The sequence below is a fragment of the Leuconostoc sp. XM4 genome (genome assembly GCF_055698815.1).
The window spans coordinates 83,542-99,999 of sequence record NZ_CP134507.1; the positions used below are offsets into that span (position 1 = coordinate 83,542).

Below are 16,458 nucleotides of genomic sequence, written 5' to 3' on the forward strand. Positions count from 1 at the left end.
GGTTGTGTTTGGATAGAAAATACTGAGGGAAAATAGAAAGCATAAGGTGCATATTTGCATGTTATGCTTTCTATTTTTATGCATTAAGTCAATGTAAAAATGCATTGATTTAATGTTGAATTAATTTTTGTTTAACTTACATATATTAATCCACTCTTACAATAAATTTATCTGAATAAGGAGGTAGCAGTTTTGCAATTAAAAAGAATGCAAAAAACAGATTGGTATTTAGTCGGTATTTTAATACTAAGTGCCTTTTTGTATGGTTGGGGTATATGGGATGCTGGTAGTGCTAATAGCTACTATACGGCGGCTATTACCTCGATGACAAAAAGTTGGTCGAATTTTTGGTACGGCGCTTTTGATCCAGCAGGATTTATTACTGTTGACAAACCGCCAGTTGCATTATGGCTAATGGCCATATCAGCTAAAATATTTGGTGTACATGGCTGGTCGGTTGTTTTACCAAGTGTTTTGTCGGGTATAGGATCTGTTTACTTAATGTATAAATTATTAGCACCAAAGTTTGGTTTATGGGCCGGACGAATTGGGTCCTTGATTTTAACATTAACGCCAACGGTTGTTGCTAATAGTCGCACAAATAATATGGATGCTATACTGGTATTTTTCTTGCTTTTAGCTGTATATATTTTACAAAAAGCAGTCGCTAAGAAAAATATTTGGCTAGTCATTGTCAGTTTTGGTTTGATTGGTGTGGGCTTTAACATCAAAATGTTACAAGCCTTCATGATTTTACCAGCAATGCTTGTTTATTATTGGGTAGCAATCAAACTACCGTGGAAAAAGAAAATTGCTTGGTTAGTTGTTGGTATGGCTTCCTTATCGATTTTTACAGTAGCCTACCCGTTGGCAGTTGATTCTGTTGACCAATCTAGTCGACCATATATTGGTAGCTCACAAACGAATTCATTAATGGAGCTAGCATTTGGATATAACGGTACCGAAAGATTGTTAGGACAATCAACAGGAACTGGCGGTGCTTTCCCTGGCATGGGAAGTACCAAAAAATCAACAGGAACTCAAAAAAATAACGGTGCTCCGAGTGGTAAAAAGCCGAGCGGGTCAGCGCCAACTGGTAAAATGACCGGACAGGCACCGACCGGACAACAAAACGGTGGTAAAGCGCCAACTGGCACGCCACCAAACCAATCTACAAATAAAAACGAAAACCAGGCTAAAGGCAAAGCACCTGGTCAGTCAGGAAAAATGACCAGACAAGCACAAGGTGGCCAGGGTGGCGGTAACAGTGCATTTGCTATTGGATCAGCTGGACCATTTAGGCTTTTCCAATCAGATTTGGGTTCACAAATTGGTTGGTATCTGCCACTTGCAATTCTTGGACTTATTGCTGGTTGGTTTGGATTTAGAAAACGTGGTGCTAAATGGTACCATGTTTCTGAGGAACAATCTGAGGTTCTGCTCTGGGCGGGCTGGTTCGTTCCAGTCTATGGATTTTTCTCAGTTGCTAGCTTCTTTCACCCGTATTACACAATTATGCTAGCCCCTGCGATTGCTGCACTGACAGCAATTGGCGTAGCGGCGGTTGTGAAAATGTCTGCTCAAAGCAATAAAGAATCAATGATCGCACGAATAGTAGTCAGTGTTGCCGTATTAACAACGCTTCTACTGCAAGCGTACTATGTATGGTCATATTATCAAATTATCAGCATTATCTTGATTATTGTAGCAATTGGCTTATCTATCTGGTGGTTATTGCCTAGACAAATCAATAACAAAATAAAAATTGTCTTGTCGGCCATTAGTATCTTACTAATGGCAGGCTGGTGGTCGTTAACACCAACATTGTCGCACAATTCTGCAGCAATACCAGCCGCTAGTCCTTCCCTGCTAAGTCAAACCGGAAGCAGTGATATGGGCGGGGAAGTCAATAATCAATTATTGAGCTACACTAAGAAGCATCAAGGCAATGCTAAATACTTATTTGCTACAACAGATTCTAATTCAGCATCTGGATATATTATCAAATCAGGCAAAGCAGTTATGGCTATAGGTGGTTATAACGGTACTGATCCAACGATGTCTCTATCCGAGTTTAAGAAGCTAGTCAAGTCGGGACAACTTAAATACTTCGTTATGGGTAATAATAGTAAAACTTCAAGTGGTCAAATTAGTAAAATACTAACTTGGGTTAAAAAGAATGGTACTAAGGTCACATATAGTTCTAGTACGTCAAATCAAAGTTCCCCAACGCAACAAATGGGTGGACAATCACAAAGTACAACGCTATATGATCTATCAAATATATACGAATAAGAAAGGAGAATACTTTAAATATGCTGACAAGATTTACAACACCAAGACTTGGGTTGATTTTACCAGCCTATAATGAGCAGGAAGTTTTGCCTACAACTTTGTCGAAATTGAATACGATTAAAGCGACTTTGATTCAAAAAAATCTCATTAGCGACGATAGTTTTATTATGGTTGTGGACGATGGCTCTGTAGACAATACATGGGAATTTATTCAAGAAAAAGAACAATTAAATTCTGATTTAATTGGTGTCAAGTTATCTCGCAATTTTGGCCACCAATCAGCATTATTAGCAGGAATGTCAGAGAGTATTAAATTAGCGGACATTGTTATAACACTAGATGCTGACTTGCAAGATAATCCAGATATTATTCAAAAAATGGTGCTTAAATATAAAGCGGGCAACGAAATCGTATATGGGGTCAGATCCAGTAGAAAAACCGATACATGGTTCAAACGTAATACGGCACTAACCTTTTACAAAATTTTATCATTCTTAGGTGTTGAAATGGTACCAAATCACGCCGACTTTAGATTAATGAGTCGTGTTGCCGTGCTAGCATTACTGCGACTACCTGAGCGAAATGTTTTTCTACGCGCTATGGTACCGCTAGTTGGCTTTCAGTCAGATAAAGTTTTCTATGAACGTGGTGAACGTCAGGCAGGTACATCAAAATATCCATTAAAAAAGATGTTGAGTTTTGCTATTGATGGCATTACCAGTTTCAGTGTTCAACCGATTCGTTTATTATTTAATTTAGGCATTCTTGTCATCAGCATCGCCAGTATTGAAATTGTTTACACAATATTTGAAAAAATGATTGGAAACACAGAAGCAGGTTGGTCATCTTTGATGATTTCCATTTGGTTATTGGGAGGCATTAACTTGGTAGCAATATCGATTGTTGGTATTTATATTGGCAAAATATTTACCGAAGTGAAGCAACGACCTTTATTTCAAATTGAAACTGAAACAGGGCTATTCGTAGAAAAGCTACGTAAAGTTGATGACTATGCCATGAAGTGATTTTCAAGGATAATACAATTGATAATGATATTGTTCAATAGTAATCAAAGTACTCTTTGGATTTGAATGGAGACAAATCGTTTTGCGTAAATATTTACTTTCTGAAAAAATGAAGTATATTTTCTGGGGTGTGGCAACGACCATAGTATATTTAATCGTTCGACTCATTTCCATGAAAATATTTGATGACACAATGCTGCCTGTCCTAATCTCGCAGACACTGACCATTATATTCGCATTTGTTGTTAATAAACTGTTTGTTTTTACAACCAAACAAACAAAAAGCGTGTTCGTTCAGTTCGTCAGATTCCTTTGGGGACGGTTATTTGTGGCCGGAATTGACTTCTTTTTAACCTACGTTATGATCGAAAAATATAGCAATATTTTTATTCATATTTTCTTTCTTAATCAAGTAAACTTTAAGCTATTTCCTTTTTCATTACCAATAGTAAACCAATTCGCTTCAAATAGTACGGAACTAAATAGTTTTCTAGCAATTATTTTGATACAAGTGTTATCGGTAATTGTAAATTATCTTATTTCAAAATTTATGATTTTCAATTAACATCTTTATCAGCTACCTGTAGATAAAAGTGATGACTTTATTTAAGAACAAGCAAGTTTAGAGCAGCTATTTGATATAGCTGTTCTTTTTTGTCAAAAAATCAAAACGATTGCTTTCTGTTTAGAATTGTTCTAGCATGGTAGGTAGGAAAAGGATAACAATATTAAGGAGGAATTAGGAATGTCAAAAACAAAGATTATTATAGTTGGTGCATCTCATGGGGGACATCAAGCTATTCTAGAACTAACTCGTAAATACAAGAACCTTGACATCAAGTTGTTTGAAGCCGGTGATTTTATTTCATTCATGTCTTGCGGCATGGAATTATATTTGGAAAATAGTGTTACTGATGTTAATGATGTTCGTAATTTCCGTCCTGAAGATATGGAACAGCTGGGCGCAGAAATTTACAGTAACCACGAGGTACTGGCAATTGATGCTGATGATAGAACAGTTTCTGTCAAAGACGTTACTACCGGTAGTACTGAGAAATATAGCTATGATAAGCTGATATTAAGTTCAGGCGTGACACCAAATAGTCTACCTGTTCCAGGGACTGATTTAGAAAATGTCTACCTCATGCGTGGTAAAGATTGGGCAACAAGTATAAAGGCCAAGTTAGAAAATCCCGATGTTAAAAATATCACAATTGTTGGTGCGGGTTACATTGGCGTTGAGGCAGCGGAAGCTAGTGTTAAGGCCGGGAAAAATGTTACTTTAATTGATATGATTGACCGCCCTTTGGGAAATTATTTAGATGCTGAATTAACAGCTGTTCTTGAAAAGGAATTAGCTGATAAAGGTGTAAAAGTGGTTACTGGCGTTCGCATCGAAAGTTATGAAGGAACTAGTCAAGTAACGGCAGTAAAAACAGATGAGGGAAAGTACCCGAGTGATTTAGTTATTCAAGCCGCTGGGGTTAAGCCAAATACAAATTGGTTGAAAGATGTGATTGATTTAGACGATCGAGGCTGGATTAAAACGGATGAATATTTACGGACGAATTTACCAGATGTTTATGCTGTGGGAGATGCGGTTCTATCGTATTCAATCCCTGCCCAAACTAAATTACCAATTGCACTAGCAACCGTTGTACGGCGTGAAGTCCGTTATATAATCGCACATTTATTTGAAAATCAGCCCTCAGTTCCTTTCAAAGGGGTCGTTGGCTCGTCAGCGTTAAGTGTGTTCGATTACCATTTTGCAACGGCTGGATTAAATACCACAACGGCCCAAAAATCAGGTGTTACTTTGAAGAGCTCCTTCTACCAAGATACCTTACGGCCCGACTACGTTCCTCGAGAAAATGGGAACACTGAAGTTTATGTCGAGTTGGGCTATGATCCGCAGACACATCGTATTTTAGGCGGTGCGGTGCTATCGACTTATGATATAACGGCTCAAGGTAATGTTATTGCGCTAGCGATCGAACACGGACTTCGTTTGGAAGATTTGGCTGAAGCTGACTTTTTCTTCCAACCAGGATTTGACCGACAATGGAGTCTATTGAACCTAGCGGCACAACATGCACTTGGTGAGCCTAAATTTTAATTAGTTTGTGAATAAGGTAATATTAGGCTACAAATAAAAAGAAACGCAACTCGAAAGGTTGCGTCTCTTTTTATTTAATAAGTAGAATTATACGTTTTCTAAATGACCATTCTTATCCTTAGCAATTAAGAAGTAGACCGTCACTGCGATCGACCATGCCCAAACAATATGCCCAAAGAACTCAGAAATATGTTCATCTAAAGGTTGATTCCATGGAGCTGGAATTGTTCCAAATGCAGGCATGATAATGATATGCCAAAGAATCCAAAGGAATATACCATAAGCAGCACCTTGCCACAAAGCTACTTTAGACCAATATTGAGATACAAATACGTATAGTATTGCAAACGCAATGGCAAATGAGAAGTGTAGAATCAATGTGAACCAAAATACTTTTTGATCTTGAGAGTAGTAAAAGAATGAATGAACTAGTTTAGATGGAATGCCAAGCTGTTCAGCCATATGTTGTGGTGGGTTAGTGGCATTACGAGCTAGTGTACGTGGTGGCAAAATATTTTCCCAACCGATTTTAACCATTCCTGAAATCATCCCTGCAATAAATCCGTAGAAAATACTTTTAGTAATGATCTCCTTTAGTGATGCAACTGGTTTATTTAGTGTAACCATAGTGTTTCTCCCTTATGTGAATCATTTAACAACTGTTAATAATACAGCCATTGGGATCGTTTGTCAATTCATTTGATTTCGGGAATATGTTCGATTAATTATGGATATTACCAAAATTGTGAAATAAAATACTTGTAATTAAAAAACAATGAGAATAAAAATAAATGGTTGCAAAATAATTATAAATAGTGTAAGGTTATTACAAATAAATGAGACAAAGAAAAGATAAGTAAATTTTAGGGGTAATCAAAGAGAGCTAACATTTGGTGAAAGTTAGTATTACGAATGAATTGAAAATGGTCTTGGAGTCGTTAGTGGTATAAGCATGTTCGTGAATACCGCTCGGGTGCGCCCGTTATCGCGTTAAGGTATCTCTCTTTTGATGTACCTGTCAAGTATAAAGTAGTGATACTTTATAGAATTTGGGTGGTAACACGAGTTTTTCGTCCCATAATCTTTGTAGATAATGCAAAGATTATGGGACTTTTTTGTTGATGAATAAAATGAATGGAGAATAAGTAATGACCAATAAATTGTATGATGTTTTGACTGTATTAAAGAAGTTTCCATGGATTGATTTAACTATTTTTCCAGCTTTTATTGATGTGGGCTTTGAAACAATATTGATATCGGATAGCAAGCCTATATCGTCTACGACTAAGTCGTAATTATCAATTTTAACTTTAAAGAAGTAACTGCAGTTTTAAAGACAAAGAAAAGATAAGTAAATTTAAAGAGTAACTGAAAGAGAGCCGACGAATTGGTGAAAGTTGGTGTTACGAATAAGTTGAAAATGGTCTTGGAGTCATAGAATGGGTGAGCAAGTATGTAAATTCATTCCGGGTGTGCCCGATATAGCACAGAGTTTTGTTAAAAAACAGAACTTAAAGAGAATAATTTAGTGATAGATTATTGAATGCGAGTGGTAACACGATTTTCGTCCCGCAATCTGGCTATTTTTAGCTGGGTTGCTTTTTTGTGGTCTGAAATAAAGGGGGTGGTCATAATAGAGCTGAAAACAGCCTAGTTAAGGTGATATATAAAGATGATGATTTAAAATACTTAAAAAATATAGACGAAAGAAAGATTTGAGGAGAAACAGCATGAGTGATCAAACACTACAAAAAGAACTAGAAAACATTGAGGTAACGGATACACTACAGGCGTGTCCGATTGATTTTTCACAATCAAAGGTTGCTAATCCGCGAGCGCATCAAAAGCAAAAAGAATATGACAACGGTAAAGACAAGTCCAATTTTAATGAACGAGAAAAGTTTTCAGCCTATCAAGGCCCCCAATTTAAAGCCCGTTTTACAGACGGTACGCTTCCTGTTACACCTAACCGTTATCGCTTGATTTGGTCTCGTCATTGCCCTTGGGCTAATCGTATTGCCATTGGTATTGATTTATTAGGTTTAGATCAAGTGATTTCTAATGGCATCGTTGATCCTTTGAGACCAGCTGGGGTAGTTGGAGACTGGTTCTTTACGTTAGATGATGGGGATGTTGATCCAGTATTAGGGATTCATTCACTTGGGGAAGCTTACCGGTTAGCTGATCCTTCATACGATAAAAGAACGACGGTACCAGCACTCGTTGACACTCAAACCGGTAAGGTTGTTAACAATGATTATAATAATTTAATCAAAGAATTTGCCTTAGCCTGGCAAGAATATGTACCAGAAACTGCACCGGACTTATATCCTAAGAACTTGCGTTCAGATATTGATGCGTTGAGTGACATCATATTGATGGACATCAATTATGCGGTTAATGAGGCGGGTCATGGACGTTCTCAAGCAGATTATAAAAAATGGTATGACAAAGTATTTAATCGATTAGATTGGCTAGAGGAGCGCCTAGCCAACCAACGCTACTTATTCGGTGACCAAATAACATTAGTAGATATTAATTTATATGTCACGCTGTCACGATTTGACTTAGTGTTTTATCAAAAGTATTTTGTTAATAAAAAACGTTTAGTTGATTATCCTAATTTGTGGAACTACGCTAAGGATTTGTATGCCATCCCTGCATTTGGCGACAATACTAATTTTGAATCAATGCGTCAACGTTTTTATGAGGTTGATCATACACCGCAAGAGGATCTGCCTCGAATTATTCCATTAGGGCCAGATGATAGTATTTGGGAAGAAGCAAATGACAGAGCAGAAAAATTTGGTTAGTAATACTCGGAAGTTAGCCCAGTTAATTGTAGATTCCAAGTTCCAAATAGACGAATTGAATGTTGCCAAAAAATGCTTTGTGGATTATTTAGCAAGTGCCTATGTTTCTAGAAATGAACCAGCGGTGAAAAGATTATTTGACACACTCAAAAATGCTGGACCGGCTAAGCTTTTAGGTCAAGCTGGTACAGCTAGTAGTGATCATGCCGCATTATTTAATGGATTCGCTGCACATTACAATGATTTCGATGATGTTCAAGCTAATTTTCGCGGCCATCCAAGTGTTGTCATTTATTCAGCTTTGTTAGCTCTTGCTGATGGGACTGAAAGTGCAGATAGATTTTTTGAGGCCTATATTGTAGGGGTGGAAATTGCTGGACAAGTTGGATTTCAAGTCAACCCAACACACAAGTTATCTGGGTACCACACAACTGCAACCCTTGGTACGATTGCTGCAGCTGCTAGCCTTGCTTTCTTTAAACGTTTTTCCTTGGGTCAAACTATCGACATTTTATCATTTGCTGCTACACAAGCTACAGGTCTTGGAATGGAGGCAGGTACTGATACTAAGCCAATGCATGCGGGGTTAGCTGCACAGCGTGCGGTGCAATCTTATCAATTTGTGTCCAGCCAACTTACAACCAATCAAGATGTTTTTAACAATCAAACAGGTTGGGTAAAAATAGTTGTTGGGCAGGAATTAGATTTAGATTTAATAGAATCAACATGGTTAACTCCTGCTCAAATTATCACGCCTGGCATCTGGTTTAAGCGACATCAATTTTGCTCTGCTGCTATGTCTGGGTATGATGCAATCAAACAGGGCTACCTTCAGGGAATTAATATAAAAAACATCAAGCAAGTAATTTTCCATTTTAGACCTTTTGGAGATAAGGTCTTGCGGTATAAGCAACCATTGAATGGGCAAGAAGGAAAGTTTTCAATTGAGTACATTGCGTGGCAAATATTAACCTTTGGGGATGTGAATGACAAACTTTTTGATAGCAGTGTAAGTACAGAAAAGTTTCAAGAGATGAGTTATTTGTTTAAAAGAGTTAATGATTTAAAGAATATAGCTGTTGATCAAAGGGAAATACTAGTTGAGTTCGTGCGTACTGACAAATCTATCAATACAATATATATTGATTGGCCCCAAGGGTCACCACAGAATCCACTAACAATGGATGAGATATATGTCAAATTAGCTCATGCATTGTCGATAGATGAAAATGAATTATTCGATATTTTGACGGCGGGATTGACATCGAAATCGGTAGCAGGATTGCTTAACATTATTGCAAGAATTTAAAGCAGCTACCCTGGAGGAAAAGTGATCACTAATCGATTCATTAAAAAAAATGAAGTAAAAGAATTACAGCTCTTATTACATGAAGCGTATAAGAGTGACACACAACTAGGTATTAATTTTCAAGCGGCAAGAGTTACTTTACAACAGATTGATGAACATATCGAGAACACAGCAACCTTTGTGACAGAGATAAATCATACTATTGTAGCGACGGTATCTGTCAGGTTACCTTGGTCAAAAAATCCAGGTCCGTATGCTATACCTCATCTTGGATGGGTTGCTACTCATAGTCAGTTTTCAAAGCAAGGTTATGCAACACAACTTATTGATTGGGTTGAAAAAGAGTACATTCAAAAACAACTAAAAGCTCCAATGGTTAGTTTAGGAACAGCGGTTGAACATCCTTGGTTAAAAAGATTTTATACTTCAGTTGGTTACCAACCCGTTGAGATGGTACAAAAAACGCCGGATCATTTGACAGTGTATATGGTAAAAGTTTTGAATAGAAAATTTGACCAGTTAGAGTCTGAACAATTGAAGAAATATCTAAATAAAAATAAAACAAAAGTACGTTATTAGTGAGTAGGTGAAATATGAATTTTGATTGGCATTACTTTGTAAATACATTTCCAGAACTTGTGAAATATATTCCGATGACGCTTTTGTTAGCAATACTATCTATGTTATTAGCGATAGTATTGGGTGGCATAATTACATTACTACACTTTTCGCATTATAAGGTTATTCATTGGTTTGCTTCAATATATGTATCTTTCTTTCGAGGAATGCCAGCTTTGGTGCAGCTATTCTTAATCTATTATGGTTTACCACAAATTTTCCCGATATTTAAAGGATTGCCTGCCATTATTGCCACTGTTATTGGTCTTGGTTTCAAGCAATCTGCTTACTTATCTGAGGTATTTAGAGCAGCGGTAAATTCTGTTGATAGAGGGCAAATAGAGGCAGGACAGTCACTTAATATCAAAAGTTTTAAAATTTTCCGTTATGTAATTTTACCGCAAGCATTTATCAATGCCTTACCTGCTACGGGTAATACATTTGTTGGTTTGTTAAAAGAAACTTCGTTAGCCTTTACTTTAGGCATAACAGAGGTTTTTGCAGAAGGAAAGATGTTGGCCGGTGATTCATTTAAATATTTTGAAACATATTTAGCGGTCGGTCTTACATATTGGGTGTTAATTATTCTTTATTCATGGGCACAGTCTGGGGTAGAGAGAGTACTGAACACGCCATATAGTTAGAAAGGATAGACATTATGGCTCTGATTGAAGTAAATAATTTATCTGTTGAAATTAAAAAAAAGAAAATACTGCAGGAAATCAATTTTTCTGTTGAGAAGGGAGAGGTGACGGTTTTGGTTGGACCGAGTGGTTCAGGGAAAACAACGCTCTTACGAACACTAAATCTGTTACAAGAACCTTCTCAAGGTACTATAAAAATTGGTGGAACATCTATTGATGGCCGTAAAATTAACAAAAAATCAACGCGATCCTTACGATCGGAGTCAACAATGGTATTCCAGCAATTTAATCTATTTAAAAATATGACTGTCATTGAGAATGTGATGGCACCCCTATTGTTAAATAAATTGGCTAAGTGGGATGAAGCACATGACATTGCTGCATCAGTCTTATCGGAAGTAGGATTAGTGGCGTTTCAAGATAAGTATCCAAGTTCACTTTCAGGGGGACAGCAGCAGCGCGTTTCAATAGCTCGTGCAATTGCAGCAAAACCATCTGTTGTCTTATTGGATGAGCCAACCTCGGCATTAGATCCTGAATTAGTTGGAAGTGTTTTAAAAACGATACTGGCATTAGCCAAACAGCATATAACAATGGTTATTGTGACACATGAAATGGAATTCGCCCGACTAATCGGAAATCAAATTATTTTCTTAGAAAATGGACAAATTGTCCATAAAGGATCGCCTGATCAAGTCTTGTCAAGCAATGGTCCCAAAAGAGTCAATGATTTTGTAAATTCTGTTTCAAAAAATAATTATTTATAAGCTGTATTGAATAAAAAAGAAAAGAGAAGAGCGTATGAAAAAAAGGAACCCAATCATTAGTGTGATTATCGTCGTAGTATTAATTGCTATTGTTGCCGTAGGCGGTTTGATTTATCAAACCAATAACCATAAAAACGAAGCCAAAGGAGATACTAAACAAAAAGTGCTTAAAATTGGCGCGACGGGAACCAGCTTCCCAACAGCATACAAATCAAAAGGAAAATTAGTTGGTTTTGATGTTGACGTAATCAATGCTGCAGCAAAAAAAGCAGGATACAAAGTACAGTGGGTCACTGGTGAATTCGATGGTTTGCTGGGGCAACTAGATAACAATAAGCTTGACACTGTGGCTAATGATGTTGCTATTACACCAGAAAGAAAAGCTAAGTACAAGTTTAGTAATATTTATAACAAAGAAGAAACAACAGTAGCAGTTAACAAAGATTCTGATTATAATACATTAAATGATTTAGAAGGCAAGACAATTGCTGGCGCATCTGCTTCAAACAATACCAAAAATTTGCAAGACTATAATAGTAAAATCAAATTTAAGTTATATGATGCCCGTGACGTCACTTTTCAAGCTTTACTAGCAGGGCACGTTGATGGTGTGGTTAACACACGTAATAATTTAGAGGCGTTAATCAAAGCCAAAAATTACCCTTGGAAGGTTGTGAAAGGGAGTGCAGCAACTGTAAATATTGCCTTGCCTTTCCGTAAAGATGATAGTGAAAGCGCAAAAATATTAAAGAAGCTCAACCCAGCAATCAATAAACTAAAGGAAGATGGGACGTTGAAAAAACTATCCGAAAAATACTTCGGGTATGACGCAACAGCTGATTTAAAGTAACAGGATAAGAACATGAGGCAATATAATGGCAATCAATGACAAAACACTAGAAGATAAATTAACCAAGGTACGCCATCAGCTGCACCAACATCCGGAACTATCTAATCAAGAACACCAGACTACATTGTTTTTAAATAGTTACTTGGAAACTTTAGGTTATCATATTGTAACACCACAAAAATTATTGACTGGTGTGATTGCTGAAATAGGGCCAAGTGAATCAAACGTAATTATTGGATTAAGATCAGATATTGATGCCTTACCAATCGCCGAAAAAACTGGGCTCAATTATGCATCGGTTAATGAAGGTATTATGCATGCTTGCGGGCATGACTTCCATATGGCTTCCTTGTTAGGAGCGGCAGAATTATTAGCTGACCAAGCTAATAAGCTAACCGGCAGGGTTCGATTAATTTTTCAACCCGCAGAAGAAATTCATGTAGGTGCCCAAGCTGTGGCAGAAGCTGGTGGTATTAAAAACTTGAATGCAATTATTGGTTTTCATAATAAGCCGGACCTGAAAGTTAACGAAATTGGCATTCTATCTGGTGGATTGATGGCGGCAGTTGATCAATTTAAAGTTACTTTTCGTGGTCAGGGTACACACGCGGCTATGCCACAGTTAGGGAATGACCCCATTGTTGCTTTAACGAACACCGTCAATACGCTACAGACCGTTGTTAGCCGTAAAACAGATCCACAAAGTCCAGTTGTTGTTTCTGTTACACATATTGATGGTGGTAGTACATGGAATGTATTACCTGATGTTGCTTGGTTTGAGGGTACGGTTCGAAGTTTTGACCAGGCCAGTCGTCAATTAGCTCGAGAACAATTCTATCAAATTGTTAACGGCCAGGCTGCAACTTTTGGTTTGGCGGTTGATATTTCCTGGATTGAAGGTCCAAACGTTGTTAATAACGATAGTGAGCTGACGCCCATTGTTATAGAAGAAACCAAACAACATGCGAAATTACTCACACCAAAACCATCTAATGCAGGAGAAGATTTTTCGTATTTTAGTCAGAAAGTACCAAGTGTTTTTGCATTTATTGGTAGTGCAGGCACAACTGATTGGCATCATGATGATTTAATTATTGACGACCGTGGTCTGTTGACAGCTGCTAGATGGTATTTCTACACAGCTAACCGGTTATTAGCACATTTTAGTGGTACAACCACAAATGATAGATAGGAGAATTTTTAAGAATGGTAGTAAAAGCAATAACTGATGAACAATATCAAGAAGAAGTAGAAACTGGTGTTTCTATCGTTGATTTCTGGGCTACTTGGTGTGGCCCGTGTCGGATGCAGTCACCTGTGTTAGAAACTGTATCTGAAGATAGAAATGATATTCATTTTTTTAAAGTTGACGTAGACATTAGTCAAGAAACAGCTGCTTCGCTTGGCATTCGAGCTATACCTACCTTGGTAGTGCACAAAGACGGGAAAATCGTTGAACGACTAACTGGCTTTCATAATAGCGAACAGCTAGTGAATATTTTAAATAAGTATGTTGATTAAGCATTAGCAGAGGAAGACATTGAATAATAACATTGACATTATTATTCAATGTGGATACAATAAGATAATTATAACCAAAAACTTTGAAAAGATAAGTACAAATTAGAGTGATTGTGTAGAGAGCTAACGTGAGGTGAAAGTTAGCATCATAAAAATTTGGAAAATGGTCTTGGAGTTAAATTGATATGAGCTTAATGTGAGTAAATGTCATTCGGGTGCGCCCGTTATCGCGTTAAGGTATATTTCTTTTGATGTACCTGTCAAGTATAAAGTAGTGATACTTTATAGAATTTGGGTGGTAACACGAGTTTTTCGTCCCATAATCTTTGTAGACAAGGCAAAGATTATGGGGCTTTTTTATTGTCGTATGTAGAAAAAATAATGGAGAATGGTCTATGACAAACAAATTAAATAACATCTTATCAGAATTGAAAGAATTTCAGTGGGTTGATTTAACCCATACATTTGGGCCTGATAGCCCGCACTTCCCAGCGTTCGCTGCCGCAAAATTTGAAACACTTTTTACACATGATGATGGTTTTTTCGTGAAACAGTATACCTTCCCAGGTCAATATGGTACGCATATTGATCCACCGGTACATTTCGAGAAAAATCAGAATGTATATGACTCAGATATTGATCTGAAAGACTTTTTACTACCGTTAGTAGTCATTGACAAATCAAGTGAAGTAGCAAGTAATGCAGATTATATTTTAACAGTGGAAGATATTAAGCAGTGGGAAAAGGAGCATGGCACCATTCCACCAAAAGCTTTTGTAGCGTTACGAACAGACTGGTCAAAGCGTTGGCCATCACAAGAACAATTTGAAAATAAGGATGATAATTTACAAAATCATTATCCTGGCTGGTCTTTGGAAGCACTTAAATATATTTATGAAGAGCGTCAAGCAATAGCAAATGGACATGAAACTTTCGATACTGACCCTGCCATTTTACAACCAGAAAAAGGGTTTGAAGGTGAATATTATGTATTGAGTAGTGGCCATTATCAAATTGAACTATTGGCTAATTTGGACCAAGTGCCGGCCACGGGCGCTTTAATTTCAATATCAGTGCCGAAAGTTGAAAAATCTCCTGGATTTCCAGCTCGAGTATTTGCCATAGTTCCCGAGGAGGTTTGATATGGCAGAGAATAAAATAACATTATCACGATCACTTTCCACAAAAGATTTGGTTGTTTACGGCATTATATTCATGATCCCAGTAGCGCCTATCGCCTTTTACGGTTCATTTCTATCGCCAGCCCATGGTATGGTGGCGCTAGCTTATCTAATCGGAATGATTGCTATGTTATTTACTGGATTTAGTTATGCTAGCATGGCTAGTGAGTTTCCTTACTCTGGTTCGGTGTATACTTACGTTCAAAAAGGAACAAATCCTGTGTTAGGTTTTCTATCAGGATGGGGTATAACGCTTGATTATATTTTAATTCCCGTTATAACCTATCTTATCAGCGCGTCTTTCGGTCAGTCATTGTTGCCGGCTGTTCCTTTCTGGGTTTGGATTCTAGGCATAGCCATATTTAATACAGTTATCAATTTATTAGGGATTAAAGTTGTATCGAAATTCAGTTGGTTACTTTTTGGGTTACAGGGCGTGGTTTTAATAGCTTTCATCGTGGGGACTATTGTTGCCTTAGCGAATGGTACAGTTAGTTTTAATGTCAGTTCGTTTTATAATGCTAGTCATTTTTATTTGTCCGGAGTTGTTCAAGCGACTGGGATTGTTATTGTCAGTTATTTAGGTTTTGATGCCATTAGTACTTTATCAGAAGAAGCTAACGACCCAACTAAATCAATTGGAAAAGCGATTGTGTTGTCAATTATTTTAATCGGCTCATTATTCGTCATCGTTACATTCTTTGCAGGTTTTGTTGCACCAAATTATAGTGAATTAAATCCAGATACAGCATTTTTAACTATTTTGGGAAAAGTGGGTGGTAGCTGGTTAGTGCATTTAGCTGAATTCACTTTAGTTTTATCATTTGGTTTGGCGGGTGGTCAAGAAGGGCAGACTGCGGTATCAAGAATTTTGTATTCAATGGGACGAGACGGTATTTTACCAAAGCGCTTATCCTACTTGCATCCCCGTTATAACACGCCGTGGGTTGCCATTATACTTGTGGGGATTGTATCTGTTGCCCTTTCCCTATCATTATCGTTAACCACAGTATCAAATTTAATTAGCTTTGGCGCCCTATTTGGTTTTTTGTCATTAAACATAGCTGTTATTTGGCATTTTTATATCAAGCGTCCTGATAAAAATATTGAGTCGTTTGTAAAGTATTTAGTGTCACCCTTCATTGGGTTTTCAGTGAGTTTGTGGATATTTTTGAGTTTAGCTCTTGAAGCAAAATTAACTGGGTTATTTTGGTTAATCATTGGACTCGTTATTTTAGTATATAAAACGAGTATTTTTAAAAAACCTGTACCCCAGTTTGATTTTTCAGAATAAATTTTCAATGCTAATGATACAAACT

The 16,458-nt window shown here is 37.1% G+C and carries 16 protein-coding genes and 2 other annotated features; of the genes, 15 read left to right on the forward strand and 1 reads right to left on the reverse strand.

Annotated elements, in window-relative coordinates:
- Window positions 1-192: 192 nt before the first annotated feature.
- The 4 genes from RHP64_RS00490 (at window position 193) to RHP64_RS00505 (ending at window position 5,436) form a co-directional block, all read left to right on the forward strand.
- On the forward strand, window positions 193-2,295 hold the full coding sequence (locus RHP64_RS00490; RefSeq protein WP_111303335.1) for an ArnT family glycosyltransferase: 2,103 nt from the start codon (window positions 193-195) through the stop codon (window positions 2,293-2,295).
- Between the two features lie 20 nt (window positions 2,296-2,315).
- Window positions 2,316-3,320 carry a glycosyltransferase family 2 protein gene (locus tag RHP64_RS00495; RefSeq protein ID WP_025267663.1) on the forward strand — a complete coding sequence of 335 codons (1,005 nt, stop codon included), beginning with the start codon at window positions 2,316-2,318 and terminating at the stop codon, window positions 3,318-3,320.
- A gap of 109 nt (window positions 3,321-3,429) precedes the next feature.
- Complete coding sequence (locus RHP64_RS00500; protein WP_223316390.1) at window positions 3,430-3,885, forward strand: GtrA family protein; 456 nt, start codon at window positions 3,430-3,432, stop codon at window positions 3,883-3,885.
- A gap of 180 nt (window positions 3,886-4,065) precedes the next feature.
- Window positions 4,066-5,436 carry an FAD-dependent oxidoreductase gene (locus RHP64_RS00505; RefSeq protein WP_025267664.1) on the forward strand — a complete coding sequence of 457 codons (1,371 nt, stop codon included), beginning with the start codon at window positions 4,066-4,068 and terminating at the stop codon, window positions 5,434-5,436.
- Between the two features lie 87 nt (window positions 5,437-5,523).
- On the opposite strand, the gene RHP64_RS00510 is transcribed toward RHP64_RS00505, so the two are convergent.
- Entirely contained in the window at window positions 5,524-6,063 is a 540-nt protein-coding gene (locus RHP64_RS00510) for a YagU family protein (RefSeq protein ID WP_011679077.1), read from the reverse strand.
- 208 nt (window positions 6,064-6,271) lie between these two features.
- Window positions 6,272-6,517: a binding site (T-box leader), on the forward strand.
- Window positions 6,518-6,584: 67 nt separating this feature from the next.
- Between RHP64_RS00510 and RHP64_RS00515 the strand changes: the two genes are divergently transcribed.
- The 11 genes from RHP64_RS00515 (at window position 6,585) to RHP64_RS00565 (ending at window position 16,433) form a co-directional block, all read left to right on the forward strand.
- Complete coding sequence (locus tag RHP64_RS00515; RefSeq protein ID WP_010290557.1) at window positions 6,585-6,731, forward strand: hypothetical protein; 147 nt, start codon at window positions 6,585-6,587, stop codon at window positions 6,729-6,731.
- A 435-nt stretch (window positions 6,732-7,166) separates the two neighbouring features.
- Entirely contained in the window at window positions 7,167-8,249 is a 1,083-nt protein-coding gene (locus RHP64_RS00520; protein ID WP_011679078.1) for a glutathione S-transferase C-terminal domain-containing protein, read from the forward strand.
- The gene (locus RHP64_RS00525; RefSeq protein WP_025267665.1) at window positions 8,224-9,558 is read left to right on the forward strand and encodes an MmgE/PrpD family protein; all 1,335 of its coding nucleotides are present in this window, start codon (window positions 8,224-8,226) and stop codon (window positions 9,556-9,558) included. Before RHP64_RS00520 ends, RHP64_RS00525 begins: the two co-directional genes overlap by 26 nt.
- A 21-nt stretch (window positions 9,559-9,579) precedes the next feature.
- Window positions 9,580-10,137: a GNAT family N-acetyltransferase gene (locus RHP64_RS00530; protein WP_011679080.1), complete on the forward strand. Its 558-nt coding sequence runs from the start codon at window positions 9,580-9,582 to the stop codon at window positions 10,135-10,137.
- A gap of 14 nt (window positions 10,138-10,151) precedes the next feature.
- The gene (locus tag RHP64_RS00535) at window positions 10,152-10,820 is read left to right on the forward strand and encodes an amino acid ABC transporter permease (RefSeq protein WP_010285713.1); all 669 of its coding nucleotides are present in this window, start codon (window positions 10,152-10,154) and stop codon (window positions 10,818-10,820) included.
- Between the two features lie 14 nt (window positions 10,821-10,834).
- On the forward strand, window positions 10,835-11,587 hold the full coding sequence (locus RHP64_RS00540; RefSeq protein ID WP_011679081.1) for an amino acid ABC transporter ATP-binding protein: 753 nt from the start codon (window positions 10,835-10,837) through the stop codon (window positions 11,585-11,587).
- A gap of 34 nt (window positions 11,588-11,621) precedes the next feature.
- Window positions 11,622-12,437, forward strand: coding sequence for a transporter substrate-binding domain-containing protein (locus RHP64_RS00545; protein ID WP_011679082.1), 816 nt, complete (start codon window positions 11,622-11,624; stop codon window positions 12,435-12,437).
- 25 nt (window positions 12,438-12,462) lie between these two features.
- Window positions 12,463-13,629: an amidohydrolase gene (locus tag RHP64_RS00550; protein ID WP_014324172.1), complete on the forward strand. Its 1,167-nt coding sequence runs from the start codon at window positions 12,463-12,465 to the stop codon at window positions 13,627-13,629.
- A 14-nt stretch (window positions 13,630-13,643) separates the two neighbouring features.
- The gene (trxA, locus tag RHP64_RS00555) at window positions 13,644-13,958 is read left to right on the forward strand and encodes a thioredoxin (RefSeq protein WP_010291094.1); all 315 of its coding nucleotides are present in this window, start codon (window positions 13,644-13,646) and stop codon (window positions 13,956-13,958) included.
- 74 nt (window positions 13,959-14,032) lie between these two features.
- Window positions 14,033-14,281: a binding site (T-box leader), on the forward strand.
- Window positions 14,282-14,353: 72 nt separating this feature from the next.
- Window positions 14,354-15,100 carry a cyclase family protein gene (locus tag RHP64_RS00560; protein ID WP_011679084.1) on the forward strand — a complete coding sequence of 249 codons (747 nt, stop codon included), beginning with the start codon at window positions 14,354-14,356 and terminating at the stop codon, window positions 15,098-15,100.
- Window position 15,101: 1 nt separating this feature from the next.
- Window positions 15,102-16,433, forward strand: a complete 1,332-nt coding sequence (locus RHP64_RS00565; protein ID WP_025267666.1) for an APC family permease — start codon at window positions 15,102-15,104, stop codon at window positions 16,431-16,433.
- The last annotated feature ends 25 nt before the right edge of the window (window positions 16,434-16,458 follow it).

Bases quoted from the DNA above. Each gene is read 5' to 3' on its own strand.
- RHP64_RS00510 (WP_011679077.1), bottom strand. From the start codon at position 6,063: ATGGTTACACTAAATAAACCAGTTGCATCACTAAAGGAGATCATTACT.
- RHP64_RS00520 (WP_011679078.1), top strand. From the start codon at position 7,167: ATGAGTGATCAAACACTACAAAAAGAACTAGAAAACATTGAGGTAACG.
- RHP64_RS00550 (WP_014324172.1), top strand. From the start codon at position 12,463: ATGGCAATCAATGACAAAACACTAGAAGATAAATTAACCAAGGTACGC.
- RHP64_RS00565 (WP_025267666.1), top strand. From the start codon at position 15,102: ATGGCAGAGAATAAAATAACATTATCACGATCACTTTCCACAAAAGAT.
- trxA (WP_010291094.1), top strand. From the start codon at position 13,644: ATGGTAGTAAAAGCAATAACTGATGAACAATATCAAGAAGAAGTAGAA.
- RHP64_RS00495 (WP_025267663.1), top strand. From the start codon at position 2,316: ATGCTGACAAGATTTACAACACCAAGACTTGGGTTGATTTTACCAGCC.
- RHP64_RS00515 (WP_010290557.1), top strand. From the start codon at position 6,585: ATGACCAATAAATTGTATGATGTTTTGACTGTATTAAAGAAGTTTCCA.
- RHP64_RS00525 (WP_025267665.1), top strand. From the start codon at position 8,224: ATGACAGAGCAGAAAAATTTGGTTAGTAATACTCGGAAGTTAGCCCAG.
- RHP64_RS00505 (WP_025267664.1), top strand. From the start codon at position 4,066: ATGTCAAAAACAAAGATTATTATAGTTGGTGCATCTCATGGGGGACAT.
- RHP64_RS00560 (WP_011679084.1), top strand. From the start codon at position 14,354: ATGACAAACAAATTAAATAACATCTTATCAGAATTGAAAGAATTTCAG.
- RHP64_RS00535 (WP_010285713.1), top strand. From the start codon at position 10,152: ATGAATTTTGATTGGCATTACTTTGTAAATACATTTCCAGAACTTGTG.
- RHP64_RS00545 (WP_011679082.1), top strand. From the start codon at position 11,622: ATGAAAAAAAGGAACCCAATCATTAGTGTGATTATCGTCGTAGTATTA.
- RHP64_RS00540 (WP_011679081.1), top strand. From the start codon at position 10,835: ATGGCTCTGATTGAAGTAAATAATTTATCTGTTGAAATTAAAAAAAAG.
- RHP64_RS00500 (WP_223316390.1), top strand. From the start codon at position 3,430: ATGAAGTATATTTTCTGGGGTGTGGCAACGACCATAGTATATTTAATC.